The organism is Streptomyces sp. NPDC091289 (assembly GCF_044757365.1).
GTDB lineage: Bacteria > Actinomycetota > Actinomycetes > Streptomycetales > Streptomycetaceae > Streptomyces.
This window is the reverse complement of sequence record NZ_JBIVUT010000046.1, coordinates 1-25,162: the sequence shown is the minus strand read 5'-3', so window position 1 is coordinate 25,162 and position 25,162 is coordinate 1. Positions and strand designations below refer to the sequence as shown.

Here is a 25,162-nt window from a genome sequence, read left to right as displayed (position 1 = left end):
CGAACCCGGGGGGGGGGGGGGCCGGGCTGGGCCGCCCGGGCGGCCCCCCCCGCCCCCGGGGGGCCCCCCCCCGGGGGGCGGGGGGGGGGCGCCCCCCCCCCCCCCGGCCCCGGCCCGGCACCCCCTCTCCAGAAACGAGGTCCCCATGGCCACCGTCCTGTCCGTCTCCGGCAGCCCCTCCGCCACCTCCCGCACCGCCCGGCTGCTGCGCCACCTTGACGCCGACCTGGTCGCCCAGGGCCATGAGGTGATACCGCTCGACGTCCGTACCCTGTCCGCCGAGGCCCTGCTCGGCGCGGACTTCGCGCACCCCGACATCGTCCGCGCCACCGAGCTGTTCGCCCGCGCCGACGGCATCGTCATCGGCACCCCCGTCTACAAGGCCGCCTACTCCGGGCTGCTGAAGTCGCTCCTCGACCTGCTGCCGCAGTACGCGCTGACCGGCAAGACCGTCCTCCCGCTGGCGACCGGCGGCACCACCGCCCATGTCCTCGCCCTCGACTACGCGCTGCGCCCGGTGCTCTCCTCCATGGGCGCCGCCCACATCGTCCAGGGCTGGTTCGTCCTCGACCGGCACATCACGGCCGGCGACGACGGGGGAGTGGTCCTGGACCCGGCCTCCGCCGCCCCGCTCGACCAGGTGGTCGCCCAGTTCGCCGCCGCCCTGGACCGGACCGTGTCCACAGCTCCCGCCCCCGTCCCCGCCACCCGCTGACCCCGATCCGTACCCACCCTGGAGGCAGGCCCGTGACCGCGCCGACCCGACGACGACCAGCCATCACCGCGCGGGTGATCCACGACGACGCCGAGGCGCTGCGTATCGCCGCCGAACTCGCCGAGGAGTTCCGCCCGGGGGCCTCCGGACGGGACGCCCGGCGCGAACTGCCGCGCGCCGAACTCGACCGGCTCACCGCCACCGGCCTCCTCGCCGTCACCGTCCCGGACGAGCACGGCGGCGCCGACGTCTCCGCCGCCACGCTCGCGGAGGTCTTCCGGCTGCTCGCCTCCGCCGACGCCAGCCTGGCGCAGATCCCGCAGAGCCACTTCGCGTACGTCAACGTGCTGCGGCAGCAGGGCAGTCCGGAGCAGCGGGCCTTCTTCTTCGCCGAGGTACTGGCCGGCCGGCGCTTCGGCAACGCCCAGTCCGAGGCGGGGACCAAGCACCTCCAGGACATCCGCACCCGGCTGACGGACGCCGGAGACGGCTCGTACCTCCTCACCGGGGTGAAGAACTACTCCACCGGGGCCCTCTTCGCCGACTGGATCCCCGTCCTCGCCCGCACCGAGGACGACCTGCTCCATGTCGCGTACGTCCCCGCCGACGCCCCCGGCCTCACCGTGACCGACGACTGGGACGGCATGGGGCAGCGGACGACGGCGAGCGGCACCGTGACCCTGGAGGCGGTCCCCGTGCCGGCCGCGCACGTGGTGCCGCACCACCTCACCTTCACCGGCCCCCAACTCCACGGCGCACTGGCCCAGTTGCTGCACACCGCGATCGACGCCGGGATCGCGGCGGGGGCCCTGGACGCGGCGGTGGAGTTCGTCCGGACCCGCAGCAGGCCCTGGTTCGAGAGCGGATACGAGAGCGCCGCCGAGGACCCGCTCCTCGTCCAGCGCTTCGGCGAACTGGCCCTGCGCCGCCGGGCCGCCGACGCGCTGCTGACCGCCGCGGCGACGGCCGTGGACACCGTGCGGGCCGATCTGGACGACGACAGCGCGGCCGAGGCGTCGATCGCGGTGGCGGCGGCGAAGGCGTACGCCGGGAGCGCGGCGCTGGAGATCGCCGACGCGCTGTTCGAGGTCTCCGGGACGCGCTCCGCGCTCGACGGCCTCAATCTGCACCGGCACTGGCGCGACGCCCGCACCCACACGCTGCACGACCCCGCGCGCTGGAAGATCCAGCACCTCGGGCGGTACGTCCTCAACGGCACCCGCCCGCCCCGCCACGGCCTGCTCTGAACCACCATCCTCCTGCGGAGAGAACTGATGTCCCTCACCTTCCACTGGTTCCTGCCCACCAACGGCGACAGCCGCCATGTCGTCGGCGGCGGCCACGGCACCCCGGTCACGGCGGCCGGCGGCGACCGCCCGCCGACGGTTCGCTACCTCGCCCAGATCGCCCGCGCCGCCGAGGACCTGGGCTTCACCGGGGCGCTCACCCCCACCGGGGCCTGGTGCGAGGACGCCTGGCTGACCACCGCGATGGTCAGCCAGCACACCGAGCGGCTGAAGTTCCTCGTCGCCTTCCGCCCCGGCTTCGTCTCGCCCACCCTCGCCGCCCAGATGGCCTCCACCTACCAGCGGCAGACCGGCGGACGGCTGCTGCTGAACGTCGTCACCGGCGGCGAGAGTCATGAGCAGCGCGCGTACGGCGACTTCCTCGACAAGGACGCCCGCTACGCCCGCACCGGCGAATTCCTGGAGATCGTCCGGCAGTTGTGGGACGGCAAGACCGTCGACCTGGACGGCGAGCACCTGCGCGTCGAACAGGCCCGGCTCAGCCGGCTCCCCGACCCCGTGCCGGAGGTCTACTTCGGCGGCTCCTCCCCGGCCGCCGGACGCGTCGCGGCCCGCCACGCGGACGTCTACCTCACCTGGGGCGAACCACCCGCCCAGGTCGCCGGGAAGATCGCCCGCATCCGGTCCCTCGCCGCCGAGCAGGGCCGTACCGTACGGTTCGGCATCCGGCTCCACGTGATCACCCGGGACACCTCCGGGGCGGCCTGGGCCGAGGCGGACCGGCTGCTCGCGGGCTTCGACCCGGCCACCGTGCGGGCGGTCCAGGAGGGCCTGGCCCGCAGCGAGTCCGAGGGGCAGCGGCGGATGCTGGAGCTGCACGGCGGCGGCCGGGACGGTCTGGAGATCCACCCCAACCTGTGGGCCGGCATCGGGCTCGTCCGGGGCGGCGCGGGCACCGCGCTGGTCGGCAGCCACACCGAGGTGGCCGAACGCATCCGGGAGTACCACGCCCTGGGCATCGACGAGTTCGTGCTCTCCGGCTACCCGCACCTGGAGGAGGCGTACTGGTTCGGCGAGGGCGTCCTGCCCCGGCTGGCCGATGCGGGACTCTGGACGCACCCGGCGGGGCCGGTGCGCGCGGGCGGCGGCGCGGAGATCCCGTTCGCGGGCGGGGCGCGGTAACGAACGGCCGGTCCTGCGCGGGCGGGGCACGGTGAACGGCCTCCCGGCCGGCCCTAGAGGCTGACCGCCAACCGCCGGATCTCCTCCGCGAGTTCCGCCGGCGAGGTGGTCAGCACCATGTGGTCCGCCTCCGGCAGCACCACATGCCGCCCGTGCGGCGACTGCCGGGCCCGGTACGCGTGCGAGGCCGTCGCCCGCTCCCGTACGGACTTCGGCATGCCCGGCGACACCCGGCCCGCCGACACCACGGTCACCGGCAGCCCCGCCAGGCCCGGCGGATTCTCCAGCAGGGCCCGCAGATCGCCCGCCGCGTCCTCCAGCTCCCGGCCCCGGGTGCGGGTCATGGCGACGGTGTAGCCCTCGGCCCGCATGTCGGCGGCGGCGTCGGGCGGCAGCGCGGCGGTGAGCGAGCGGTAGGCGCGGCCCAGCAGCCCGAGCCGGGCCAGCGCGACCGTCGCCACCTGCCCGATCCGCTCGGTCCGCCGCATCGAGGGCCGGAACAGCAGGTCGCACGACTCGTCGGTGGGGTCGACGAGCACCAGGCCCGCCACCCGGGCGGGCCGCGCGGCAGCCGCCAGCCGCACCAGCGGCCCGCCCCAGCTGTGGCCGACGAGGAGGAACGGACCGCCGGGGCCGACGCGGTCGAGGTGGTCCAGCAGGTCGCCGAGATCCTCGGCGAGCGCGTGCAGCCGGCGCGAGACACCGGCCGGGGCCGCCGGACTGCGGCCGAGACCGCTGCGGTCGTACACCACCGTCGGCGCGACATCGGCCAGCGCGGCCTGCGCGCCGGCCCAGTAGGAGCGTCCGGCGGCGAGCCCGCCCTCGAAGACCACGGTGGGCCGGGTCCTGTCCGGCCCGGCGGGGTCGGGCAGCCACTGGTAGTACAGCTCGCGCCCGTCACGGGTACGGGCGCGGCCCGCCTCGCCCTGGCTGTGAACGGGGGCGTCGGCGTCGCGCCCCGTACCGTGCTCCGCCGGAGCCATCCCCGTACCCCCACACATCCGTACGTCGGCACATTGGCACATTGGCGCCCCGGGACCGTCCGGGGCGCCAAGTAAGGGAAGGGTAACCTAAGTCAGAGGTTTCCGGGGTGCTCGCTCACCGCTCCAGCGCCGCCTTCATCATCTTCTGCGCGATCGGCGCGGCCAGCCCGTTGCCGCTGACCTCGGAGCGTGCCGAGCCGGAGTCCTCGACGATCACCGCGACCGCGACCTCCTTGCCGCTGTCGCGGTCCTTCGCGTACGAGGTGAACCAGGCGTACGGGGTGTTGCTGTTGTCCACGCCGTTCTGCGCGGTCCCCGTCTTTCCGCCGACCTCGGCCCCGGGGATCCGGGCGTTGGCGCCGGTGCCCTCCTCGACGACCGTCACCATCGCGCTCCGCAGCTGCTCGGCGGTCGACTTCTCCACCACGCGCTCCGTGTCGCCGTCGGCGGTCTCCTCCAGCGCCGTGCCGTCCCCGTCGGTCACCTGGGACACCATGTGCGGCGCGGCCAGCTCACCGCCGTTGGCGAGCGCCGAGGTGACCATCGCCATCTGGAGCGGGGTCGCGGTGACCTCGAACTGGCCGATCCCCGTCAGCGCCGTCTGCGCCTTGTCCATCCCGGTCGGGTACACGCTCTTCGCCGCCCGCACCGGGACATCCAGCTTCTCGGTGTCGAACCCGAACGCGTCCGCCATCTCCTTGACCTTGTCCTGGCCGAGGTCGGCGGCGGCCTTCGCGAAGACGTTGTTGCAGGAGTACTGGAGCGCGGTGCGCAGCGTCGCGTTCTCGCAGGGGGCGGAGGCGTTCTCGTTGCGGAGGACCGTGCTGGTGCCGGGCAGGGTGTACGGGTCGGGGCTGTCGGTGCGCTCGTCGACCGAGCCGTAGAGACCGTTCTCCAGCGCCGCCGCCGCGACCACCAGCTTGAACGTGGAGCCCGGTGCCAGCGGCTGCCGCAGCGCCCGGTTGACCAGCGGCTTGTCCGGGTCGTCCAGCAACGCCTGCCAGGCGTCCCCGTCCGTCGTCCCGCTGATCTTCGAGGGGTCGTACGAGGGGGTGGAGACCATGCCGAGGATCCGCCCGGTCTTCGGGTCGATGGCCACCGCCGCGCCCTTGTCGTCGCCGAGCGCCTCGTAGGCCGCCTTCTGGACGTCCGGGTCGATGGTGGTGAGGACGTTGCCCGGGTCGGCCTGCCCGCCGGTGATCAGGTCCTTCGGGTTCTTCAGCCGGTCGTCCGTGCCGTCCAGGACGTCGCTGTGGATGCCTTCGAGCTGGGTCGCCCCGTACGCCTGCGAGCTGTAGCCGGTGACGGCCGCGTACAGCTCGCCCTGCGTGTAGGTCCTCTTGTACCGGAGGTCGCCGCCACTGGTCCCCTTCGATCCGGTGACCGGTGAACCGGCCACGATGATGTCCCCGAGCGGCTGCGCGTACTGCGCGATGGTGTTCCGCCGGTTGTGCTCGTCGTCTGCGAGCGCCTTGGCCTCGTAGCCCTGCACCCACGTCGCCCGCACCAGCAGGGCGAGCACCATGAGCAGACAGAAGACCGAAGCGCGCCTGATTGTCTTGTTCATCCCGCTGGAGGGACGAGCGGGGCGGCTCGGGGCGTTCCCTTCCGTGCCCCTTCTCACCGATTTCTCACTCGGCGCGCACGGGGGAGGCCGCTCAGCCCGGGGTGATGAAACCGGACTCGTACGCCGCGATGACCGCCTGGGTGCGGTCCCGGGCGCCGGTCTTCGCGAGGACCGCCGCCACATGCGTCTTCGCCGTCGCCGCGCCCACCGCGAGCCGTGCCGCGATCTCCGCGTTGGTCAGCCCCGCCGCCATCAGCCGCAGGACGTCCGCCTCCCGCACGGTCAGCCGCGCCACCCACGCCGGGGCACCGGGCGTCCGCCGCGCGGCGTGCTCGGCGGCCAGGGTGCGCACCGCCGCCGGATAGAGGAGCGAGTCGCCGCACGCCACCAGCCGCACCGCCTGCACCAGCTCCTCGGCCGCCGCCCGCTTCAGCAGGAACCCGGCCGCTCCGGCGTGCAGGGCCTCGTACACGTACGCGTCGTTCTCGAAGGTCGTCACGACGACGATCCTCGGCGGGTCCTCCAGCGTGGCGAGGATCTGCTCCGTGGCCCGGATGCCGTCGATCTCCGGCATCCGCACGTCCATCAGCACCACGTCGGGCCGCAGCTCCCGCACCACGGAGACGGCCTCCGCGCCGGTGGCGGCCTCCCCGACGACCTCGATGCCCTCCTCGGCGTCCAGGATCACGCGCAGCGCCGTACGCACCATCCGCTCGTCGTCCGCCAGCACGACCCGCACCGGAGCCCCGCTCATCGCCGTTCCTCCGTTCATCCGTTCGTCCCCGGCACCGTCAGCGGCAGCCGGGCGGTCAGCCGCCAGATGCCGTCGTACGGTCCCGCCTCGGTGCGGCCGCCCAGCAGGACGGCCCGTTCCGCGATGCCGCGCAGCCCGCGGCCGCCCCCGGGACGTGCCACGGCGGGCCGCCCGCCCAGCGGGTTCTCCATCACGATCTCCAGCTCCCTCTCCCGTACCGCGATCAGCAGCCGCACGGGGGACGGGCCGCCCCCGCCGTGCCGCAGGACGTTGCTCAGCCCCTCCTGGACGATCCGGTACGCCTCCCGCGAGACCGCCGGGTCCACCACGCCCGGGTCACCCGGATCGCCCTCCCGTTCGTACGCCACCGGTACCCCGCAGTGCGCCAGCAGCCCGTCGAGCGCGTCCAGCCCCGGACCGTACGCCGTGCCCTCGTCCTCCGGCTCCCCGTCCTGCCGCAACAGCCCCAGCACCGAGTCCAGCTCGCCGACCGTCCGCCGCGTCGTCTCCTCGATGGCGGTCAGCGCCTCGCGGACGAACTCCGGATCGCGGTCCAGGACCCGGCGCGCCGCCCCCGCCTGAAGGGTCACGGCACTCAGCGCATGGCCCACCGAGTCGTGCAGCTCCCGGGCGAGCCGGTTGCGCACCGCCAGATCCGCCGCGCGGCGCTCGGCGGCGGCCAGCCGGTCCTCGGGCGTCGGCCCCAGCAGCACCGGCGCCCGCCGGGCCAGCGTCTTCCCGGCCACGGCCACGGCGGCGGCCAGCGCCAGCAGCATCGCGAGCCCGGCGAACGGCGCGAGGGCCAGGACCCACGGCTCCCGCAGCACCCGGGGACCGTCGGGCAGCCAGGGGCCGGGCAACACCGCGGAGAACGGCAGGGCGGCCACCGCCACCGCGAACGGCGGCAGTGCCAGCGTGGCCCCGCTGATGATCCCGCCGAGCGCCAGATGCAGCGTGTACCAGCCGGCGGTACGCACCCGGGCCTGCCGGGTCCGGGCGGGCCCGTCGGCCAGCAGGTCGGGCGGAACCCCGCACAGGGCACGGGCGGCGGCCACGGACAGCGGCCGGACGAGGGCGAAGAAGCCGGTAACGGCCGCCATCGGCAGGGCGAGGCCGAACGCGACGAACTGGGCGGAGAGGGAGGAGAAGATCGGTTCCCCGCCGTCGGTCATGCCGACCAGGACCGTGCCGACCAGGAAGTACGGCATCAGCAGCGCGCCGCCGATGATCAGATGCAGCCAGCGCAGCCGCGCCCGCCGTCCGAACAGCGCGGCGAGCGTCTTCATGACACCCGGCTGCCGGATGACGGGGCAGCGGCGGCGGGGGCAGGGGTGTCGGTGGTCGCGGGCAGCGCGGAAGCCGCCGCCGCGCGCTCCGCGAAGAAGTACGCGCCCAGCGTCACGACGAGCGCCCCGGCCAGCATCTGGACAGCGTAGGTCACCGTCGTCACGGTCGTCGGCCGGTCCGCATCTTCGCCCGCGCCCATCAGCCCGGCGATGCTCAACCAGCCGCCCCAGCAGGCCATTTCCGCCGAACCGACCCAGGCCAGGACGAGCGGCAGCCGCAGGGAGAGGCGGCCGGTACGCGGGAAGGCGAGCAGGAGCACGCCGACGGCGGTGACCACCACGAAGAGCAGACTGACGGCTTCCATGACGTAGAAGTCGCTGGTGCGGCCCGCGTCGAGTCCGGCGGTCGAACCGGTGACCCACAACAGGTGGGTGACGCCGGGGAGAAGGGCCGCCGACGCGGCGGCGACGGCGGTCGCACGCAGGGCGGGCGTGGTCGGACTCTCCGGCAGATCCCGCAGCCGCCCCTGCCACAGATGGCCCCAGCGCTCCCTGGCGTACAGCGCGAAGAGGGTGCCGAGGGCGAGGCCCTGGACGATGAAGCCGCCGTAGACGACGCCGAAGACCCATGGGTCGAGGAACGGTTCGGAGTTCCCCTCGCCGACCGGCCGTCCGTCGCCACCGCCGAGGAGCCTGACGACCAGCTGGACGGGGAAGGCCGTCATGATCGGCAGCAGCAGACCGCTCGCCACCCACATCGGCAGCACCAGCAGCCAGGCGGGCACCCGCCGGCCCCAGGGCCGGGTGAGCAGCAGCGCGAGGACGATGACGGCGGCGTCCATCAGCACCGTGGCCCCGTTGGCGACGCGCAGCATGGTGCCGCCGTCGAGGAGCGCGCTGCCGTCCGGGATGCCGACCCGACTGCCCGCGATCCAGGCCGTCTTGAGCCCGATGTAGGGCAGGCAGGACACCATGGCGACCGCTCGGAGCACGGCCCGCGCCCGGCTGACGCGGTACGGGGGCGGGGCGGGCGGGGACCCCGCGGGGGGCCGGTTCGCTGTCATGGCACCAGGCTTCCGCGCCGCCCGCGCCCGCGCGTCCTGCCCGGCGACGATCCGTCTCCGCCGCGCGGGGGAGACCCCACGGGCGGAGCGTCACCAGGACGCGGCGGTCCTCAGAGCCGCCGGGTCGCGAGGGTGAGCCGGTCCCGGGCGTCGAACAGGGCGTCCTTCACCGTCTGTTCGTGCCCCGGGGTGAGCCGGGCGACCGGCACCGAGCAGCTGATCGCGTCGCGGGCGGGCGTCCGGTACGGGATCGCCACGCCGAAGCAGCGCAGGCCGAGGGTGTTCTCCTCGCGGTCCACCGCGTAGCCCTGCTCGCGGACCAGCCGCAGCTCCTCGATGAGCTTCTCGCGGTCCGTGATGGTGTGCTCGGTCAGCGCGGGCAGCGACGCGGGCAGCATCTTGCGGACCTGCTCGTCGCTGTGGGTGGCCAGCAGCGCCTTGCCGAGCGAGGTGGAGTGCGCGGGCAGCCGGCGGCCGACCCGGGTGAAGGGGCGCAGATAGTGCTGGGACTGCCGGGTGGCGAGGTAGACCACGTTCGTCCCGTCGAGGCGGGCCAGGTGGATGGTCTCCGTCGTGTCGTCGGACAGCCGGTCCAGGGTGGGCCGGGCGGCGGCCACGACCTCGTCGCCGTCGATGTACGACGTGCCGACCAGCAGGGCCCGCACTCCGATCCCGTACCGGGTGCCCGTCGCGTCCGTCTCCACCCAGCCCAGCTCCACCAGGGTGCGCAGCAGCATGTAGAGGCTGGACTTGGGGTAGCCGACCGCCTCCTGGACGGCGGCCAGCGAGTGCATGCCGGGCCGCCCCGCGAAGTATTCGAGGAGCTCCACGGTGCGTACCGCGGACTTGACCTGTGCCCCACCGGACTCGGCGACCGACATCGCCCACGCCCCCTTCTCCAGCTCTTCGGCTTTTCGTCCGGATCGCCGTCCGAAAGCCCGCCACCACGATTGCCAACACGGAACGCCCGGAAATAGAGTCCCAGGACATTCACGATCAGGAACTCTGTTCAGAATACCGAACACTTGCTGATGTGGGGCCGCAGATGGCCGGACGACCGTCACCGGACGGTCGGCCGGCGGTCGGAAGACGGCCGACGGACGGGAGGGAATCACGGTGAGCGCAGCACCAGTCTGGAGTGTCGACCCCCGAACCGGGAACCCGCGCGAGCAGGTTGCCGTGGAGGCTACCGGCGAGGAGGTCGATCGCGTGGTCCGGGCGGCCCACGCCGTCCGCGACTCCCTCGCCGACCGCGCGCCGCGCGCCGCGTTCCTGCGGGCGGCGGCGGAGCTGCTGGCGGAGTCCGGCGAGCACATCATCGAGGCCGCCGACGCGGAGACCGCACTCGGCCCGGCCCGGCTCACCGGTGAACTCGCCCGTACGGCAGCGCAGTTGAGGGCGTTCGCGGACGTCGTCGACGAAGGCGCCTATCTCGACGTCCACATCGACCACGAGGACGGCTCGCGCACCCCGCCCTGGCCCGACCTGCGCCGCTACAAGATCCCGCTCGGGGTCGTCGCCGTCTACGCGGCCAGCAACTTCCCGCTCGCCTTCTCCGTCCCCGGCGGCGACACGGCCAGCGCGCTCGCGGCCGGCTGCCCGGTCGTCGTCAAGGCGCACCCCGACCACCCGGCCACCTCCGAACTCTGCGCCTCGGTCCTCCGTCGCGCCGCCGCCCGCACCGGACTGCCCGAGGACGTGGTCACCCTGGTGCACGGCTTCGACGCGGGCGTCGAGCTGATCCGCCACCCGCTGGTGAGCGCGGCGGGCTTCACCGGCTCGGTACGCGGCGGACGCGCCCTGTTCGACGCTGCGGCCGCCCGCCCCGCCCCCATCCCCTTCCACGGCGAACTCGGCTCCCTCAACCCGGTCGTCGTCACCGGGGCGGCCGCCGCCGAGCGCGCCGCGGAGATCGGCGCGGGACTCGGCGGCTCGATGACCCTGGGCGTCGGCCAGTTCTGCACCAAGCCAGGCTTCGTCCTGGTCCCCGAGGGCGCCGCCGGCGACCAGCTCCTGAAGACCCTCACCGAGGCGGTCAGCTCCACCGGCTCCGGCGTCCTGCTGGACCACCGCATGCGGGACGCCTTCGTCGCGGGCGTACGGGACCGGGCCGCGCTGCCCGACGTCGACGCCCCCGTCACCCCCGGCGCGGGCGGCGAGCACACCGTCTCCGCCGGATTCCTCACCGTGCCGGCCGCCCGGCTGACCGCGCAGGGCCCGCACGACGCGCTCCTGGAGGAGTGCTTCGGCCCGGTCACCGTGATCGCCCGGTACGCCTCCGTCGACGAGATCGCCGCCGTCCTCGCCCGGCTGCCCGGGAACCTCACCGCCACCCTCCAGACCGCCACCGAGGCCCCCGACCCCGACGCGGCCCCCCTCCTCGCCGCTCTCACCCCGCTCGCCGGCCGCATCCTCGTCAACGGCTGGCCGACCGGCGTCGCCGTCGCCCCCGCCCAGCACCACGGCGGCCCCTACCCCGCCACCACGTCCACCTCCACCTCGGTCGGCGCTACGGCGATCGAACGCTGGCTGCGCCCGGTCACGTACCAGTCCACCCCCGAGGCGCTCCTCCCGCCGGAGCTCCGCGAGGACAACCCGCAGGGCCTGCCGCGCCGGGTGGACGGACGCCGGGTATGACGCAGGGGTGAGGGGGAGCGGCGGAACCTCGGATCAGGTCCGCCGCGTCCCTCCCCTCATGATCAGAGAAGCGCCCCCCGTCATGGTCGGAGAAGCGACCCCCGCCGACCTCGACGCCATCGTCGCCCTGCACACGGAGGCCCGCGCCACCTATTACCGGGACCACCGCCCGGCCGAGGAGTACGAAGGGGCGGCGGAGCTCGCCCGCAGCCGGGAAGGCTGGGCCGGTGCGGTGGGCCGCCCCGGAGCGACCGTTCTGTGCGCCGAGGCGGGCGACGAGCTGGTGGGAGTGGCCGCCTTCGCCGAGCGCGAGGGGTCCGTGTATCTCAGCCAGCTCCACGTCGCCCCCGCCCGGTGGCGTTCCGGCGTGGGCGCCGCCCTCCACGCGGCCTGCCTGGACGCCTGGCAGCGCGCCGGATTCCGGACCGCCCGGCTGGAGGTCTTCGAGCACAACGCCCGGGCCCGGTCCTTCTACGCGCGCCACGGCTGGGCGCCGGACCCCGACCGGCCGCGCGACGGGACCCATCTGCTGCTCCGGCTCGATGTGCCCGTCGCGGGAATCCCCCGGCCCCCTTCCGCGTTCGCACGGGAGACCTGACGTGCGGAGGAGCCCTCCGCACGCCACCCCCGCGACCCCTGGAGATGAAGAAGAGTCATGCGCGTCGAGATCTGGAGCGACATCGCTTGTCCGTGGTGCTACATCGGCAAGGCCCGCTTCGAGAAGGGCCTCGCGGAGTTCGCCCACCGGGACGAGGTCGAGGTCGTGCACCGCTCCTTCGAGCTCGACCCCTCACGGGCCAAGGGCGACACCGGGCTGGTGATCGACATGCTGGCCGAGAAGTACGGCCGCAGCCGCGAGGAAGCCGCCTCGATGGAGGCCAACGTCGCGGCCAACGCGCAGGCCGAGGGGCTCGGCTACCGCACCGAGGGCCGTGACCACGGCAGCACCTTCGACATCCACCGGCTGCTGCACCTGGCCAAGGCCCGCGGCCGCCAGGACGAGCTGCTGACCCTCGCCTACCGGGCGAACTTCGCCGAGGACCGTTCCGTCTTCGACGACGAGGTGCTGCTCGCCCTCGCCGTGGAGGCCGGACTCGACGCCGACGAGGCGCGTACGGTGCTCGCCGACCCCGAGGCGTACGCGGACGAGGTCCGCGCCGACGAGCGCGAGGCGGCCGAACTGGGCGCCAACGCCGTGCCGTTCTTCGTCCTCGACCGGCGGTACGGGATCTCCGGCGGCCAGCCCTCGGAGGTCTTCGTCCAGGCGCTGGAGCAGGCCTGGAAGGACCGCCCCGCCACCGCCCTCACCACCGTCGGCGGGGACGCGGCGGCCTGCGACGCGGACGGGGCCTGCGAGGTTCCGCAGAGCTGAGCCTGCCCCGGGCCACCGGCGGTCACCCGCCGGGCAATCCATAAGCATCCCTTTGGTGCAGCCCTTAACTCTTCGTAATTGACTTTGGGTTAAGGGGGCTCCAGGGTGGGCGTATGACGATCCTTGCGCCCATCCAAGCGGCAGCCGTCGAATTCGCGCCCGAGGTCACCTACCTCAACACCTCCAGCTGGGGTCTGCTGCCCCGCCGGACGATCGCCGCCGTCAAGGCCCTGGCCGACGAGAACGCCGTCGGCCGACGGGAGGGGGCGGGCAGCTTCGGGGCGGTGGAGGCCGCCCGGGTCGCCTTCGCCCGGCTCGCCGGGGTCCATCCGGACCGGGTCGCCACCGGCGGTTCCGTCACCGTCCACGTCGGCCTGATCGCCGCCTCGCTGCCGCCCGGCGCCGAAGTCCTCTGCCCCGAGGGCGAGTTCTCCTCCGTGGTCAGCCCGTTCGCGCTCCGCGGCGATCTGCGCATGCGGTACGCGCCGCTCGCGGACCTCGCATCGGCCGTGCGCCCCTCGACCGCGCTGGTCGCCTTCTCCGCCGTGCAGTCGGCCGACGGCCGGGTCGCCGACCTCGCCGCCGTCCGCGCGGCCGCCGCGGCGCACGGGGCCCGGACGCTGCTGGACGGCACCCAGGCGGCGGGCTGGTTCCCGCTGGACGCCGGGGCGTACGACTACACCGTCACCGGCGGCTTCAAGTTCCTGCTCTGCCCGCGCGGTACGTCGTTCCTCACCGTCACCGAGGAGGCGCAAGACACCCTGCCGCCGCTCTTCGCCGGCTGGGTCTCCGCAGGCAGTCCGTGGGACAGCAACTACGGCCCGCTGGAGCGGATCGCCCCCACCGCCCGCGGCTTCGACGAGCCGCCCGCCTTCCTCTCGTACCACGGGGCCGAGCACTCCCTCGACCTGCTCGCGGAGGTCGGCGCGGAGGCCCTGTACGCCCACGCCACCGGTCTCGCGGCCCGGCTGCGCGCGGGGCTGGCGGAGCTGGGGCACGAGGCGGTCCCGGGGGAGTCGGCGATCGTCGCCGTGCCCGGGCTCGACGGCCGTGCGCCCGACCTCGTGAAGGCCGGGATCGCGGTCTCGGCCCCGGCCGGGAATCTGCGGATCTCCTGCCACCTCTACAACACCGGGGCCGATGTGGACCGGGTGCTGGAGTTCCTGGCCTGAGCGCTCCGGATCATGCCCCCGGATCCTCCGTCACGGGCAGGCACTCGGTGAGCAGGTCGACGACGTCGCGCCAGGCTCGCCGCGCGTGCTGCGGGTGGTAGCCGACGCCGGGGACCACGGGGTGGTCGACCGGTGGGTGGTGGAAGGCGTGCAGGGCGCCGCCGTAGACCGTGAGGCGCCAGTCGACGCCCGCGGCCCGCATCTCGGCGGTGAACGCGTCCCGTCGCGCGGGCGGCATGATCGGGTCCTCCGACCCGACCCCGGCCCACACCGGGCAGCGAATGCGCGCCGCCTCGCCCGGTCGGCCCGTGGTGGTCGCGTTGACGGTCCCGATGGCGCGCAGGCCGGCGCCGTCGCGCCCGAGTTCCAGCGCGATTGCGCCCCCGGTGCCGTAGCCGACGGCGGCGATCCGGTCGGGGTCGGTCCGCGGTTCGGTGCGCAGCACGTCGAGCGCCGCATACCCGATGCCCCGCATCCGGTCGGGGTCGGCGAGCAGCGGCAGGCAACGGGCCAGCATCTCCTCGGGGTCGCCCAGATAGCGCCCGCCGTGAAGGTCGAAGGCCAGCGCTACGTATCCCCGTTCGGCGAGAGCGTCGGCCCGGCGGCGCTCGACGTCGCTGAGCCCCATGCCCTCCGGTCCGAGCAGCACCGCGGGCCGGCGGTCGACGCCGGCCGGGAGCGCGAGGTGCCCGATCATCGTCAGACCGTCGGCCGGGTACGCGACCGTGCGCGTCGTCATCGTCGTCATGGGACGGGACTGTAGTGAGCGTCGAGCCCGGTCCGGCCGCTGTTCTGCCGTCGGCAGAGCGGCGCGCGCGTATCCCTCGTCCCGTCGTCCCGCCGCCCCTTCGGCGCGTCTCCCGGTCGCCCCCCGGGGCGCCGTACGGCTCAGCGCCGGCCGGGGCAGTCCGCGGTCTCCTGGCAGAGGTTCTCCTCGACCTTCGCCAGCAGCCGGACCAGCTCCGCGCGCTCGTCCGGCTCCAGGCCCGCGAGCGTGTGCTCCTCCAGGCTGCCCCAGGCGGCCTCGACCGCGGTGTGCAGCGCGCAGCTCTCGTCCGTCGCCTCGACCAGTACGGCCCGCCGGTCGGCCGGGTCGGGGCAGCGGCGCACATGCCCGGTCTGCTCCAGCCGCTGGAGCATCTTCGTGACCGTGGACGGGTCCAGGTCCAGCGACCTGATCAGCTCCGTCTGACGGACCGCCCCCCGGTCCCACAGATGCATCATCAGCAGCTCCTGCCCCGGGTAGAGGTCCACCCCCTTGAGCGCCTTGCCCGCCGCGATCCGGTGCAGCCGGGCCACCCGGGAGACGGCGTGGCTCACGGGTCCGCTGAGCGCCGCCGTGGGCAGCGCGTCGGTACAGGCCTCTTCCGCGGGGGTGGCGTGGCCGGTGGTCATGGCGGGCTCCTGGGGTCCTCGGGGCTGCGAGCGGCGGCTTTCGATGATGCCCGACGGTTTCCCACGACTTTACCTTGGTCGGCCAATCAATGGGTTACAGTTGCCGTCGGCGCCGATGCTTGGCCGACCACATACTTTCTTGGGAGCCTTCATGACCACCGCTTTCGACCCGATCGACCTGTCCGGCACCCCGCTGGCCAACCGCATCGCCCTGGCCCCGATGACCCGCAGCCGGGCCGGTGAGGGCGGCACTGCCACCGAGCTCACCGCCACGTACTACACCCAGCGCGCCTCGGCCGGCCTGGTGATCACCGAGGGCATCCAGCCGTCCGCCGTGGGCCAGGGCTACCCCTCCACGCCCGGTCTGCACAGCGCCGAGCAGGTCGCCTCCTGGCGTACGGTCACCGACGCGGTGCACACCGCGGGCGGCCGGATCTTCGCCCAGATCATGCACGCGGGCCGCATCGGCCACCCGGTCCTGCTCCCCGACGGCCTCGTCCCCGTCAGCGCCTCCCCGGTCAAGGCCGAGGGACAGGTCTACACGCACGTCGGACCGAAGGACTTCGTCGAGCCGCACGAGCTGACCGACGCCGAGATCCACGCGACCATCGCCGACTTCACCGCCGCCGCCCGCAACGCCGTGGACGCCGGCTTCGACGGGGTCGAGCTGCACGGCGCCAACGGCTATCTCATCCACCAGTTCCTCGCCCCGAACACCAACCTGCGCACCGACGCGTGGGGCGGCTCCGACGAGGCCCGCACGCGCTTCGCCGTCGAGGTCGTCAAGGCCGTCGCCGCCGAGATCGGCCCGGAGCGCATCGGGCTGCGCATCTCGCCCGGCAACCCGTACAACGACATCGACGAGCCCGCCCCGGAGGCCGCGTACACCGCGCTGGTCCAGGCGATCGAGCCGCTCGGCATCGCCTATCTGCACGTCCTGGAGAACGCCCCGATCCGCGAGCTGACCCTCGCCCTGCGCAAGGCCTTCTCCGGAACGTTCGTCATCAACGTGCACACCGAGGGCGTCACCGGGCCCGACGACCACACGGTGATCGACGACGGCATCGCCGACCTGATCTCCTACGGGGCGCTCTTCCTCGCCAACCCGGACCTGCCCGCCCGGCTGAAGGCGGGCGGCCCGTTCAACACCCCCGACCCGTCGACCTTCTTCGGCGGCGACGCCAAGGGCTACACCGACTACCCGGCGCTCGACTCCGTCTGATCGCTCAACGGCCGCCCGTCCCACCGCCACGAGGTGCGGCGCGGGTGGTCCGGCAGCTCGGCGCGACCGGTGGCCCACAGCAGGACGGTCCACCGGTCGCCGCCCGCCGGGGCTTCGGGGAAGAGCCGGGCCAGCACCCGGTCGCAGAGCGCGGCCGGCGGCGCCCACTCCAGGCCCAGGCCCTCGGCGAGGTCATGGGTGTGCACCAGGGTCTCCACCACGCCCATCGCGGCGAAGCCCTCCGGGTCGGAGATCCCGTACCCGTGGTACGAGCGCACCTCGGGCGGCGTCGTCCGCGCCATCGAGGCCAGCAGCGCCCCGCTCGCCTCCAGCGTGGCCAGCAGCCCGGCGGGACCGGCCTCGCGGTCGGCGAAGATCGCGTTGTGCGGCCCGCCCTGCCGCTCCGGCGTCCACCGGTAGGGCACTTCACCGTCCAGCGGAGGCGTACGCGGGCCCAACTGCACGGCGTACGCGAACAGATCGTCGCTCAGGTGCTCCACCGTCTCCCAGCAGGTCCACGTCAGGCTCCCCGCCGGTGCGTCCCAGCGGTCCGCCGGGGCCCCGGCCAGCACGTCCACCGCGAGCCGCACCGCCGAGGTCACATCGTCGGCGGTCACCGGCAGCCGGGTCCCGGTCAGGGCCGCCCGCTCGGCGGCGGAGCACTCCACACAGAACTCGTTGCCCTCGGGATCGGCGAGCGTCGCCCAGCCGCGCCCGTTGGGTTTGCGGTGGTCGCCCACCAGGGTCGCGCCGAGCGCGAGCAGCCGCTCGACCTCCTCGTCCCGGGAGCGGTCCTGCGGCTGGATGTCCAGATGGACGCGGTTCTTGGTCTGCTTCTTCCCGTCCACCTGGACGAAGAGGACCGCCGCGCCCGGGGCCTCGACCAGCGCCTCCGGATCGCCCGGGAAGTCCTCGTCGGAGAGCGGCGCACCGAGCACCTGGGACCAGAAGCTGCCGAGCGCGTAGGCGTCGGCGCAGTCGATCGTGATGTGACGCACGTGAGATGTCATGGCGGACACCCTCCCCGCCGGGCCGCCCCCGGTCCAGCGAGTTACCCGCGAAGGGCCGGGACGGCGTACCGTCCCGGCCCTTCGACTCGCTGGTGAGTACCGCTACTTCACCGGGGTGAAGTCCCGCGCCCCGATGAACTCGGGGCGGCGGATCGGAGCCGCGAAGGGCTCCTGCGCCGCGTTCTCCACGCTGTTGAAGACGATGAAGACGTTGCTGCGCGCGTACGGGGTGATGTTGTCGCCCGAGCCGTGCATGGCGTTGCAGTCGAACCAGGTCGCCGAACCGGCCTTGCCCGTGAAGAGCTTGATGCCGTGGCGGTCGGCCATCTTCGTCAGCGCCTCGTCGGACGGGGTGCCGGCGTCCTGCATCTGGAGCGACTTCTTGTAGTTGTCCTTCGGCGTCTCGCCCGCACAGCCGAGGAACGACTTGTGCGAACCGGGCATGATCATCAGCCCGCCGTTGGTGTCGAAGTTCTCGGTCAGCGCGATCGACACGGACACCGTCCGCATGTTCGGCAGACCGTCCTCCGCGTGCCACGTCTCGAAGTCCGAGTGCCAGTAGAAGCCCGAGGCCCCGAAGCCCGGCTTCACATTGATCCGGGACTGGTGGACGTACACGTCCGAGCCGAGGATCTGGCGGGCCCGGCCCACCACCCGCTCGTCGCGGACCAGCGCGGCGAAGACCTCGCTGATCCTGTGGACCTCGAAGACGGACCGCACGTTCTGCGACTGCTTCTCGACGATCGAGCGCTCGTCGGTGCGGATCGCCGGGTCGGAGATCAGCCGGTTCAGCTCCGCCTGGTACACGGAGACCTCGTCCGGGGCGATGAGCTGGTCGACGGTGAGGAAGCCGTTCTGCTCGTAGCCCTGGAGATCCTTGGCGGCGATCGGACCCGGTGCGCCCGGCGCGGACCAGATGACCGGGTCCTGGCGGGGAGTGGTCATCTCGGCGGCGCCGCGCGAGGGGTACAGATCGGCGCGTACTTCGGTGGTCATGGTTCAGCCCTCCTCGGTCAGCAGTGGGTAGACACCGTTCTCGTCATGGTCCTCCCGTCCGGTGACGGGGGGATTGAAGACGCACACGCAGCGGAAGTCGGTCTTGGGCCGCATGGTGTGCCGCTCATGTCCGTCCAGCAGATACATCGTGCCGGGCGTGATCCAGTGCTTCTCGCCGGTCTCGTCGTTGGTGAGCTCGGCCTCGCCCTCGGTGCACAGCACCGCCTCGATGTGGTTCGCGTACCACATCGAGGTCTCCGTGCCCGCGTACAGCACGGTCTCGTGGAGCGAGAAGCCCACCTTCTCCTTGGCGAGCACGATGCGCTTGCTCTCCCAGGTGCCGGATGCGGCCTTCACATGCCGGTCGGTGTTCTCGATGTCACTGAACGATCGGACGATCACGGTGAGCGGTTGCCTTTCTCTTCTCTCCACAGGGCCCCGGGCCTCGCGGCCCGGGACCTCTTCTTCTCCACCTGCCCCGGCAGTGCCGGGTCAGGCTGTTTCGCGGACGCAGCGGGCCAGCGTGCGCAGGCCCTCGTCCAGCTCTTCGGGGGTGACGGTCAGCGGCGGCAGCAGCTTGACGACCTCGCTCTGCGGGCCGGAGGTCTCCAGCAGGAGCCCCAGCTCGAAGGCGCGGGCGCAGACCGCCGAGGCGCGCGCCGGGTCCTCGAACTCCATGCCCCAGACCAGGCCCCGGCCGCGGAACTGCGCGGTCGGCTCCTCGGCGCAGATGGCCAGCAGGGTCTGCTCGACCTGTTCGCCGCGGGCGAGGGTCTGCTTCTCCATCTGGCCGTCGGCCCAGTAGGCGTCCAGTGCGGCGGCGGCCGTGACGAAGGCCGGGTTGTTGCCGCGGAAGGTGCCGTTGTGCTCGCCGGGCTCCCAGATGTCCAGCTCGGGCTTGAACAGGCAGAGCGACATCGGCATGCCGTAGCCGCTGATGGACTTCGACAGCGTGACGATGTCCGGGACGATGCCGGCCTCCTCGAAGGAGAAGAAGCCGCCGGTCCGGCCGCAGCCCATCTGGATGTCGTCGACGATCAGCAGCATGTCCTGGCGGTGGCACAGCTCCTGCAGCGCGCGCAGCCACTCGGCGCGGGCGACGTTGATGCCGCCCTCGCCCTGGACCGTCTCCACGATCACGGCGGCGGGCTTGTTCAGCCCCGAGCCCTGGTCCTCGAGCAGACGCTCGAACCAGAGGAAGTCGGGGACCGTACCGTCGAAGTAGTTGTCGAACGGCATCGGCGTGCCGTGCACCAGCGGGATACCCGCCCCGGCCCGCTTGAACGCGTTCCCGGTGACGGCGAGCGAGCCCAGCGACATGCCGTGGAAGGCGTTGGTGAACGAGACGACGGACTCGCGGCCCTTGACCTTACGGGCCAGCTTCAGCGCCGACTCGACGGCGTTGGTGCCCGTCGGCCCGGGGAACATCACCTTGTACGGCAGGTCGCGCGGCCGCAGGATCACGTTCTGGAACGTCTCCAGGAACGCGCGCTTGGCGGTGGTCGCCATGTCCAGGCCGTGGGTGATGCCGTCGCGCTCGATGTAGTCGATCAGCGCTCGTTTCAGCACCGGGTTGTTGTGGCCGTAGTTCAGCGAGCCGGCCCCGGCGAAGAAGTCCAGGTAGGAGTGGCCGTCCTCGTCGGTCAGCCGGGCGCCCTGCGCGCGGTCGAAGACGGCGGGCCAGCCGCGGCAGTAGCTCCGGACCTCGGACTCAAGAGTCTCGAAGACGCTCAGTGCGGGCGGGGTGATGGTCACAGCGGATCTCCTGCGTGAGGGGGTGTGACGGGCGGTGGTCGAGTGCTCCCCGCCGCACGGAGGCGGCCGGGACCGCGCCGGGTGGTCGGCCGGCGCGAAAAGTCGGGGGATTCCGGGCGTACGGGTCGGGTACGCCGGGGTGGTGGCCGGGACGGCTCAGGTGGCGAACGGGCCTATCCGGTAGAGCACCTCGGGCAGGTGCGTCCCTTCGGGGAACAGCTCGCCCGCGAAGAGCACCTCCTGCTCCAGCGCGACGTCGTGACGCTGGGCGTAGGACGTGAACAGCCGGTCGGAGGCGGTGTTGTCCGGCGTGATCGTCGTCTCCACGGACGACAGGCCCTGGTCGGCGGCGACCCGGGCGGTCAGCGCGTCCAGCAGCGTGGCGGCCAGCCCCTTGCCCCGGTGGGCCTGGTCGACGGCCACCTGCCAGACGACGAGGGTCTGGGGGCGGTCGGGCCTGATGTAGCCCGTCACGAAGGCGATGGGCTCGCCGTTCTCGCCACGGGCGACGACGGAGGTCGCGGCGAAGTCACGGCACCACAGCAGGTAGCTGTACGAGGAGTTCAGGTCCAGGACCTGGGAGTCGCGGGCGATGCGCCAGATCGCGGCTCCGTCCTCCACTCGTGGGGCATCGATACTGAGGAATTCGCTTCGGGCACGGGCAAAATCTGCTGGTGCGGCGGTCATGCGAATTGAATTTACCCAGCAAATTTCGAAATTGCATCGACGTGAAGGGTTGGGTGAAGCGCCTTCATGTGTTATCAGGCGTGCGCGAGATTCACCACGATCCGGGTATATTTTCACGCTCTTTGTCCCGAATTTTTCGGGCATAACGCCGCTCGTGTGGAGTCGGTCACAGGGTTGTAACTCTCCTGAGACGTGTCCGAATTACGAGGTTCGAGGCCCGCGAAAACTTCCGCGTTTAGGTGACGGGAAAGCGGGCAGAAGAATGCGGGGAGCTGCTTTCGATAAAGCAACTCCCCGCATTATGCATATCAGAGGCTCGGCCAGGTTTCCGAAACGGCGATGCGGGCAGCATCGCTATCGGCCTGACGGCCCGCGTCGGCCAGCGCCGCTCCCAGAGCCGCGAGCGAGGACAGCACCACGTCCCGCGTCGCATCCGCCCCGTAGTGATTGACCCGGATCATCTCCTTGGACAGCGCCCCGCCGCCCGCGACGAGCGGGAGCGAGGGGTCGGCCGCCAGCGCCCGCGCGACCAGCGCGGCGGCGTCCGTCCCCGCCGGGGCGCGCAACGTCGTGGCCACCGGGGCCGCGTCCCGCGCCTCGTGGACGTACGGCTCCAGACCGCCGCCCAGCGCCACCGCACCCGCCCGGGTCGCCGCGGCGGCCGAGGCGTGCCGGGCCATCACCGTGTCCGGGCCCTCGTCCTCGATCCGCGCCACACAGGCCTCCAGGCCCAGCATCTCCAGCTGCGCCGGGGCGTGCGGCAGCGCGGTGCGCCCGCCGTCGATCCAGCGCTCCTTCCAGTCCAGCAGGGAGAGGTAGGAGCGGCGCGGGGCGGCCGGGTTGGCGGCCATCCGCTCCCAGGCCCGCGCGCTCACCGACACCGCGGAGACCCCGGCGGGCCCGCCCATGGCCTTCTGCGCGCCGATCACGCACAGATCGACGCCCCAGGCGTCCGGCAGCAACGGCTCGGCGCCCACCGAGGCGACCGCGTCCAGCATGAACAGCGCGCCGTGCGCCCGGACCACCTCGCCGATCTCCGCGACCGGGTTGGTGTTGCCGGTCGCCGCCTCCGCGTGCACCAGCGAGACGAAGTCGATCTCCGGGTGCTCGGCGAGCGCCTCGGCGACCCGGTCGGCGGTCACCGCGGTGTGGAAGGGCACGGTGAGGTCGACGACCGTGGCGCCGCAGTCCCGCAGCCAGTTGCCGAAGGTCTGCCCGTACGGCCCGGTGACCACGTTCAGCGCGGTCGAACCGGGCCGCGCGCCGCTGCGGATGCAGCCCTCCAGCGGCAGCAGCGCCTCGCCCTGGGTGATGACGACGTCCTGCTCCGTGGCGAGGAGCCGGGCCACGCGCCGCTCGATCGCCGCGAAGCGGTCGGCGGTGAGCGGGGGGAGATCGAGGAAGGGGTGCGTCACGGTGGGGCTCTCTTCGGGTTCGGTCGCGGTCGAAAGGCACGGTCGAAAGGCACGGGCCACCGGCAGCCTACCGACGGCCTCGTACAGTGCCGCACATGAGTGATCAGGAGGAACAGCGGGTGCTGCGGGTGAAGGGCCGGGTGCTCGTCGGCCCGGACGAGGTACGGGACGAACTGTGGGCCGTGGACGGGCGGATCACCTACGAGCGGCCGCCCGGCGCCGACCGCGCGGTGACGGTCACCGGCTGGGCGCTGCCCGGCCTGGTCGACGCGCACTGCCATGTGGGCCTGGACGCGCACGGCCCGGTCGACGCGGCGACCGCGGAGAAGCAGGCGCTCACCGACCGGCAGGCCGGAGCGCTGCTGATCCGGGACGCCGGATCGCCCTCCGACACCCGGTGGATCGACGACCGGGAGGACCTGCCGAAGGTCATCAGGGCCGGCCGGCACATCGCCAGGACCCGCCGCTACATCCGTAACTACGCCCATGAGATCGAACCCGGCGACCTCGTCGCGTACGTGGCCCGGGAGGCCCGGCGCGGGGACGGCTGGGTCAAGCTGGTGGGGGACTGGATCGACCGCGACGCCGGGGACCTGACCGCCTGCTGGCCGCGCGGCGAGCTGGAGGCGGCCATCGCCGAGGCGCACCGGCTCGGCGCCCGCGTCACCGCGCACTGCTTCGCCGAGGAGTCGCTCGCCGACCTGGTGGAGGCGGGCATCGACTGCATCGAGCACGCCACCGGCCTCACCGAGGAGACCATCCCGCTCTTCGCCGAACGCGGGGTCGCGATCGTCCCGACGCTGGTCAACATCGCCACCTTCCCCGATCTCGCGGCGGGCGGCGAGGCCAAGTTCCCCCGCTGGTCGGCCCATATGCGGCAGCTGTACGAACGCCGCTACGACACCGTGCGCGCCGCGTACGACGCCGGGATCCCGGTCTACGTCGGCACGGATGCGGGCGGCTCCCTGGCGCACGGCCTGGTCGCGGGCGAGGTCGCCGAACTGGTCAAGGCGGGCATCCCGCCGCTGGAGGCCCTCTCCGCCACCACGTGGGGAGCCAGGCGCTGGCTGGGCCGGCCGGTGCTGGAGGAGGGCGCCCCGGCGGACCTGGTCGTGTACGACGAGGACCCGCGCGCGGACGTCCGGGTGCTGGCGGCTCCTCGCCGCATCGTGCTGAACGGCCGGGTGATCGGCTGAGGGGTGGCGGGGCGGGGCGGAGCGGTGCCGTGTTGACGAGCAGTGACGGGGGAAGGCCCCGGCTCGTTGAAGCACCTCTGTGTACGTTGCGGTGTTTTCCGGTGGCTTCCGATGTGTTCGAGCGCCGTACGACCGGAGCCGGGTGAAACGGGTGACACCGGGGAACGCACGTGCCGAAAGATTCGAATATGCGCGCGGAAACCCCCCTTTGGGGTGAACTCACGTCAGGTATCCGCCAGTTCACCCTCAGTGCGTAAAGATTCACGGAGTCGAGGCCGCCGGCACAGGCGATGTCCCCCATTGGACTGTGCCGGTGGCTCCATGTCTCTTGTGGGGGTTCCACCATCTTGAACAGCAACACCTTCCGTCTCGCTGCCCTGGCGGTCGCCGCCGCCCCCGTCGCTCTGCTTGCCGCCGTCCCCGCGCACGCAGCCCCGGCGACGCCCACCACCGGCGAGGGCAAGGCGAGCGCGGTCGTGCTCCGTACCGGGCTCGACGTCTCGCTCCTCAACAAGTCCGTCCAGGTGCCCCTCAAGGTCACGCTCAACGAGGTGCAGGCCCCGGCCAGCGCCGAGAAGACCGCGCTGACGGTGGACCTGGACGGGGTGGAGGGCCGCCCGGTCAGCGTCCTGCGGGCCGATGTGGCCACCGCGAACGCCACCGTGGACGCACACAAGGCCGAGGGCTACACCAACCTGGCGAAGGCCCGGATCCATGTCCCCGGACTCACGGCGCTCTCGCTCATCGAGGTCGAGAAGGTCACCTCCAAGGCCGTCTGCGAGACCGGCAAGAAGCCCGTCGCCGAGTCGAATGTGCTCGGCCATGTCGCGGTGCTCGGCAAGAAGGTGACGCTCAGCGCGGGCGGACCGACCCGGGTGTCGGTGCCGGGCGTCGGTGAGGTCTCCCTCGACCTGTCCAAGACGGTCACCACCGAGCGCACGGCGGCCGCGACGGCGCTCCAGCTCAAGGTGTCGGTCAACCCGTTGAACCTCAACGTCGCCGAGGTGGAGGGCGAGGTCACCCTCGCCGAGGCGACCTGCGAGACCCCGAAGGAGCCGAAGACCCCCGAGGAGCCGAAGACCCCTGAGGAGCCGGGCTCCACCGACGGCGGCTCCACCGACGGCGGCTCCACGGACGGCGGCTCCACCGGCGGCGACCAGGGCGACGGAGGCAAGGGCGACGACGGCAAGAGCGGCGGCGGCGACGTGAAGACGCAGACCGGCTCCGACATCGGCACCGCCCCCACCGGGGCCAACCTCGCCGAGACCGGCGGCAGCTCCACCACCCCGTACCTCGCGGGCGGAGCGGCCCTGCTGCTGGCCGTCGGCGCGGGCGCGACGGTGCTGGCGCGCAGGCGCGGCAGCAGCCAGAGCTGATACGCGTCAGGGGGCGGGGGGTGGTACGACGAACCCCCCCCCCCCCCCCCCGCAGGGCGTCCACAGCGCCGTGATCTCGCGGGCCGCGCCCGCACCGCCGGGGCCAGGGGCGGGGGGGAACCGGTGGTGGT

24 protein-coding genes are annotated in these 25,162 nt (G+C 72.9%); 10 read left to right on the top strand and 14 right to left on the bottom strand.

Features of this window, described 5'->3' with window-relative positions; translation table 11 throughout:
* Positions 1 to 145: 145 nt before the first annotated feature.
* The 3 genes from ssuE to ACIQPT_RS37095 all read left to right on the top strand — a co-directional run bounded on the left by ssuE (position 146) and on the right by ACIQPT_RS37095 (position 3,144).
* Positions 146 to 715, top strand: coding sequence for an NADPH-dependent FMN reductase (gene ssuE, locus ACIQPT_RS37105; RefSeq protein ID WP_401162710.1), 570 nt, complete (start codon positions 146 to 148; stop codon positions 713 to 715).
* A gap of 74 nt (positions 716 to 789) precedes the next feature.
* Positions 790 to 1,962, top strand: a complete 1,173-nt coding sequence (locus ACIQPT_RS37100; protein ID WP_401162711.1) for an SfnB family sulfur acquisition oxidoreductase — start codon at positions 790 to 792, stop codon at positions 1,960 to 1,962.
* A gap of 27 nt (positions 1,963 to 1,989) precedes the next feature.
* Positions 1,990 to 3,144 (top strand): LLM class flavin-dependent oxidoreductase, encoded by a 1,155-nt coding sequence (locus ACIQPT_RS37095; RefSeq protein WP_401162708.1) that lies wholly within the window; start codon positions 1,990 to 1,992, stop codon positions 3,142 to 3,144.
* 53 nt (positions 3,145 to 3,197) lie between these two features.
* On the opposite strand, the gene ACIQPT_RS37090 is transcribed toward ACIQPT_RS37095, so the two are convergent.
* From ACIQPT_RS37090 to ACIQPT_RS37065, 6 genes are all read right to left on the bottom strand, one after another.
* A complete protein-coding gene (locus ACIQPT_RS37090) occupies positions 3,198 to 4,127 on the bottom strand; it encodes an alpha/beta fold hydrolase (protein ID WP_401162707.1) in 930 nt (309 codons plus the stop codon).
* 115 nt (positions 4,128 to 4,242) lie between these two features.
* Positions 4,243 to 5,694, bottom strand: a complete 1,452-nt coding sequence (locus ACIQPT_RS37085) for a peptidoglycan D,D-transpeptidase FtsI family protein (RefSeq protein WP_401162705.1) — start codon at positions 5,692 to 5,694, stop codon at positions 4,243 to 4,245.
* Between the two features lie 91 nt (positions 5,695 to 5,785).
* Positions 5,786 to 6,448 carry a response regulator gene (locus ACIQPT_RS37080; protein ID WP_401162704.1) on the bottom strand — a complete coding sequence of 221 codons (663 nt, stop codon included), beginning with the start codon at positions 6,446 to 6,448 and terminating at the stop codon, positions 5,786 to 5,788.
* A 14-nt stretch (positions 6,449 to 6,462) separates the two neighbouring features.
* The gene (locus tag ACIQPT_RS37075) at positions 6,463 to 7,734 is read right to left on the bottom strand and encodes a sensor histidine kinase (protein WP_401162703.1); all 1,272 of its coding nucleotides are present in this window, start codon (positions 7,732 to 7,734) and stop codon (positions 6,463 to 6,465) included.
* Positions 7,731 to 8,798 carry a hypothetical protein gene (locus ACIQPT_RS37070; RefSeq protein ID WP_401162701.1) on the bottom strand — a complete coding sequence of 356 codons (1,068 nt, stop codon included), beginning with the start codon at positions 8,796 to 8,798 and terminating at the stop codon, positions 7,731 to 7,733. The genes ACIQPT_RS37075 and ACIQPT_RS37070 overlap by 4 nt, the downstream gene beginning before the upstream one ends.
* 110 nt (positions 8,799 to 8,908) lie before the next feature.
* Positions 8,909 to 9,679 (bottom strand): IclR family transcriptional regulator, encoded by a 771-nt coding sequence (locus ACIQPT_RS37065; protein WP_401162699.1) that lies wholly within the window; start codon positions 9,677 to 9,679, stop codon positions 8,909 to 8,911.
* Between the two features lie 235 nt (positions 9,680 to 9,914).
* Here ACIQPT_RS37065 and ACIQPT_RS37060 point away from each other — a divergent pair, with 235 nt between their 5' ends.
* The 4 genes from ACIQPT_RS37060 to ACIQPT_RS37045 all read left to right on the top strand — a co-directional run bounded on the left by ACIQPT_RS37060 (position 9,915) and on the right by ACIQPT_RS37045 (position 13,979).
* Entirely contained in the window at positions 9,915 to 11,435 is a 1,521-nt protein-coding gene (locus ACIQPT_RS37060) for an aldehyde dehydrogenase (NADP(+)) (RefSeq protein WP_401162697.1), read from the top strand.
* A gap of 82 nt (positions 11,436 to 11,517) precedes the next feature.
* Positions 11,518 to 12,033 carry a GNAT family N-acetyltransferase gene (locus ACIQPT_RS37055; protein WP_401162695.1) on the top strand — a complete coding sequence of 172 codons (516 nt, stop codon included), beginning with the start codon at positions 11,518 to 11,520 and terminating at the stop codon, positions 12,031 to 12,033.
* 57 nt (positions 12,034 to 12,090) lie between these two features.
* Positions 12,091 to 12,807, top strand: coding sequence for a DsbA family oxidoreductase (locus tag ACIQPT_RS37050; RefSeq protein ID WP_401162693.1), 717 nt, complete (start codon positions 12,091 to 12,093; stop codon positions 12,805 to 12,807).
* Positions 12,808 to 12,920: 113 nt separating this feature from the next.
* Positions 12,921 to 13,979 carry an aminotransferase class V-fold PLP-dependent enzyme gene (locus tag ACIQPT_RS37045; RefSeq protein ID WP_401162691.1) on the top strand — a complete coding sequence of 353 codons (1,059 nt, stop codon included), beginning with the start codon at positions 12,921 to 12,923 and terminating at the stop codon, positions 13,977 to 13,979.
* A 10-nt stretch (positions 13,980 to 13,989) separates the two neighbouring features.
* Here the strand turns inward: ACIQPT_RS37045 and ACIQPT_RS37040 are convergent, their stop codons facing one another.
* On the bottom strand, positions 13,990 to 14,727 hold the full coding sequence (locus ACIQPT_RS37040) for a dienelactone hydrolase family protein (protein ID WP_401162689.1): 738 nt from the start codon (positions 14,725 to 14,727) through the stop codon (positions 13,990 to 13,992).
* Between the two features lie 140 nt (positions 14,728 to 14,867).
* On the bottom strand, positions 14,868 to 15,374 hold the full coding sequence (locus tag ACIQPT_RS37035) for a MarR family winged helix-turn-helix transcriptional regulator (RefSeq protein ID WP_401162687.1): 507 nt from the start codon (positions 15,372 to 15,374) through the stop codon (positions 14,868 to 14,870).
* A 151-nt stretch (positions 15,375 to 15,525) separates the two neighbouring features.
* Here ACIQPT_RS37035 and ACIQPT_RS37030 point away from each other — a divergent pair, with 151 nt between their 5' ends.
* Positions 15,526 to 16,596 (top strand): alkene reductase, encoded by a 1,071-nt coding sequence (locus tag ACIQPT_RS37030; RefSeq protein ID WP_401162686.1) that lies wholly within the window; start codon positions 15,526 to 15,528, stop codon positions 16,594 to 16,596.
* Here ACIQPT_RS37030 and ACIQPT_RS37025 read toward each other — a convergent pair.
* The 6 genes from ACIQPT_RS37025 to ACIQPT_RS37000 all read right to left on the bottom strand — a co-directional run bounded on the left by ACIQPT_RS37025 (position 16,572) and on the right by ACIQPT_RS37000 (position 22,459).
* Positions 16,572 to 17,606, bottom strand: coding sequence for a VOC family protein (locus ACIQPT_RS37025; RefSeq protein WP_401162684.1), 1,035 nt, complete (start codon positions 17,604 to 17,606; stop codon positions 16,572 to 16,574). The genes ACIQPT_RS37030 and ACIQPT_RS37025 overlap by 25 nt on opposite strands.
* 102 nt (positions 17,607 to 17,708) lie before the next feature.
* Positions 17,709 to 18,602 (bottom strand): ectoine hydroxylase, encoded by an 894-nt coding sequence (thpD, locus tag ACIQPT_RS37020; RefSeq protein ID WP_401162682.1) that lies wholly within the window; start codon positions 18,600 to 18,602, stop codon positions 17,709 to 17,711.
* Between the two features lie 3 nt (positions 18,603 to 18,605).
* Positions 18,606 to 19,004, bottom strand: coding sequence for an ectoine synthase (locus ACIQPT_RS37015; RefSeq protein ID WP_006123624.1), 399 nt, complete (start codon positions 19,002 to 19,004; stop codon positions 18,606 to 18,608).
* 90 nt (positions 19,005 to 19,094) lie between these two features.
* Positions 19,095 to 20,357 carry a diaminobutyrate--2-oxoglutarate transaminase gene (gene ectB / locus ACIQPT_RS37010; protein ID WP_401162680.1) on the bottom strand — a complete coding sequence of 421 codons (1,263 nt, stop codon included), beginning with the start codon at positions 20,355 to 20,357 and terminating at the stop codon, positions 19,095 to 19,097.
* Between the two features lie 156 nt (positions 20,358 to 20,513).
* Positions 20,514 to 21,044 carry a diaminobutyrate acetyltransferase gene (gene ectA, locus ACIQPT_RS37005; RefSeq protein ID WP_401162678.1) on the bottom strand — a complete coding sequence of 177 codons (531 nt, stop codon included), beginning with the start codon at positions 21,042 to 21,044 and terminating at the stop codon, positions 20,514 to 20,516.
* A 308-nt stretch (positions 21,045 to 21,352) separates the two neighbouring features.
* Entirely contained in the window at positions 21,353 to 22,459 is a 1,107-nt protein-coding gene (locus ACIQPT_RS37000; RefSeq protein ID WP_401162676.1) for a pyridoxal-phosphate-dependent aminotransferase family protein, read from the bottom strand.
* A gap of 95 nt (positions 22,460 to 22,554) precedes the next feature.
* Between ACIQPT_RS37000 and ACIQPT_RS36995 the strand changes: the two genes are divergently transcribed.
* Entirely contained in the window at positions 22,555 to 23,655 is a 1,101-nt protein-coding gene (locus ACIQPT_RS36995) for an amidohydrolase family protein (RefSeq protein ID WP_401162674.1), read from the top strand.
* A 347-nt stretch (positions 23,656 to 24,002) separates the two neighbouring features.
* Positions 24,003 to 25,031 carry an SCO1860 family LAETG-anchored protein gene (locus ACIQPT_RS36990; protein WP_401162672.1) on the top strand — a complete coding sequence of 343 codons (1,029 nt, stop codon included), beginning with the start codon at positions 24,003 to 24,005 and terminating at the stop codon, positions 25,029 to 25,031.
* Positions 25,032 to 25,162: the final 131 nt, after the last annotated feature.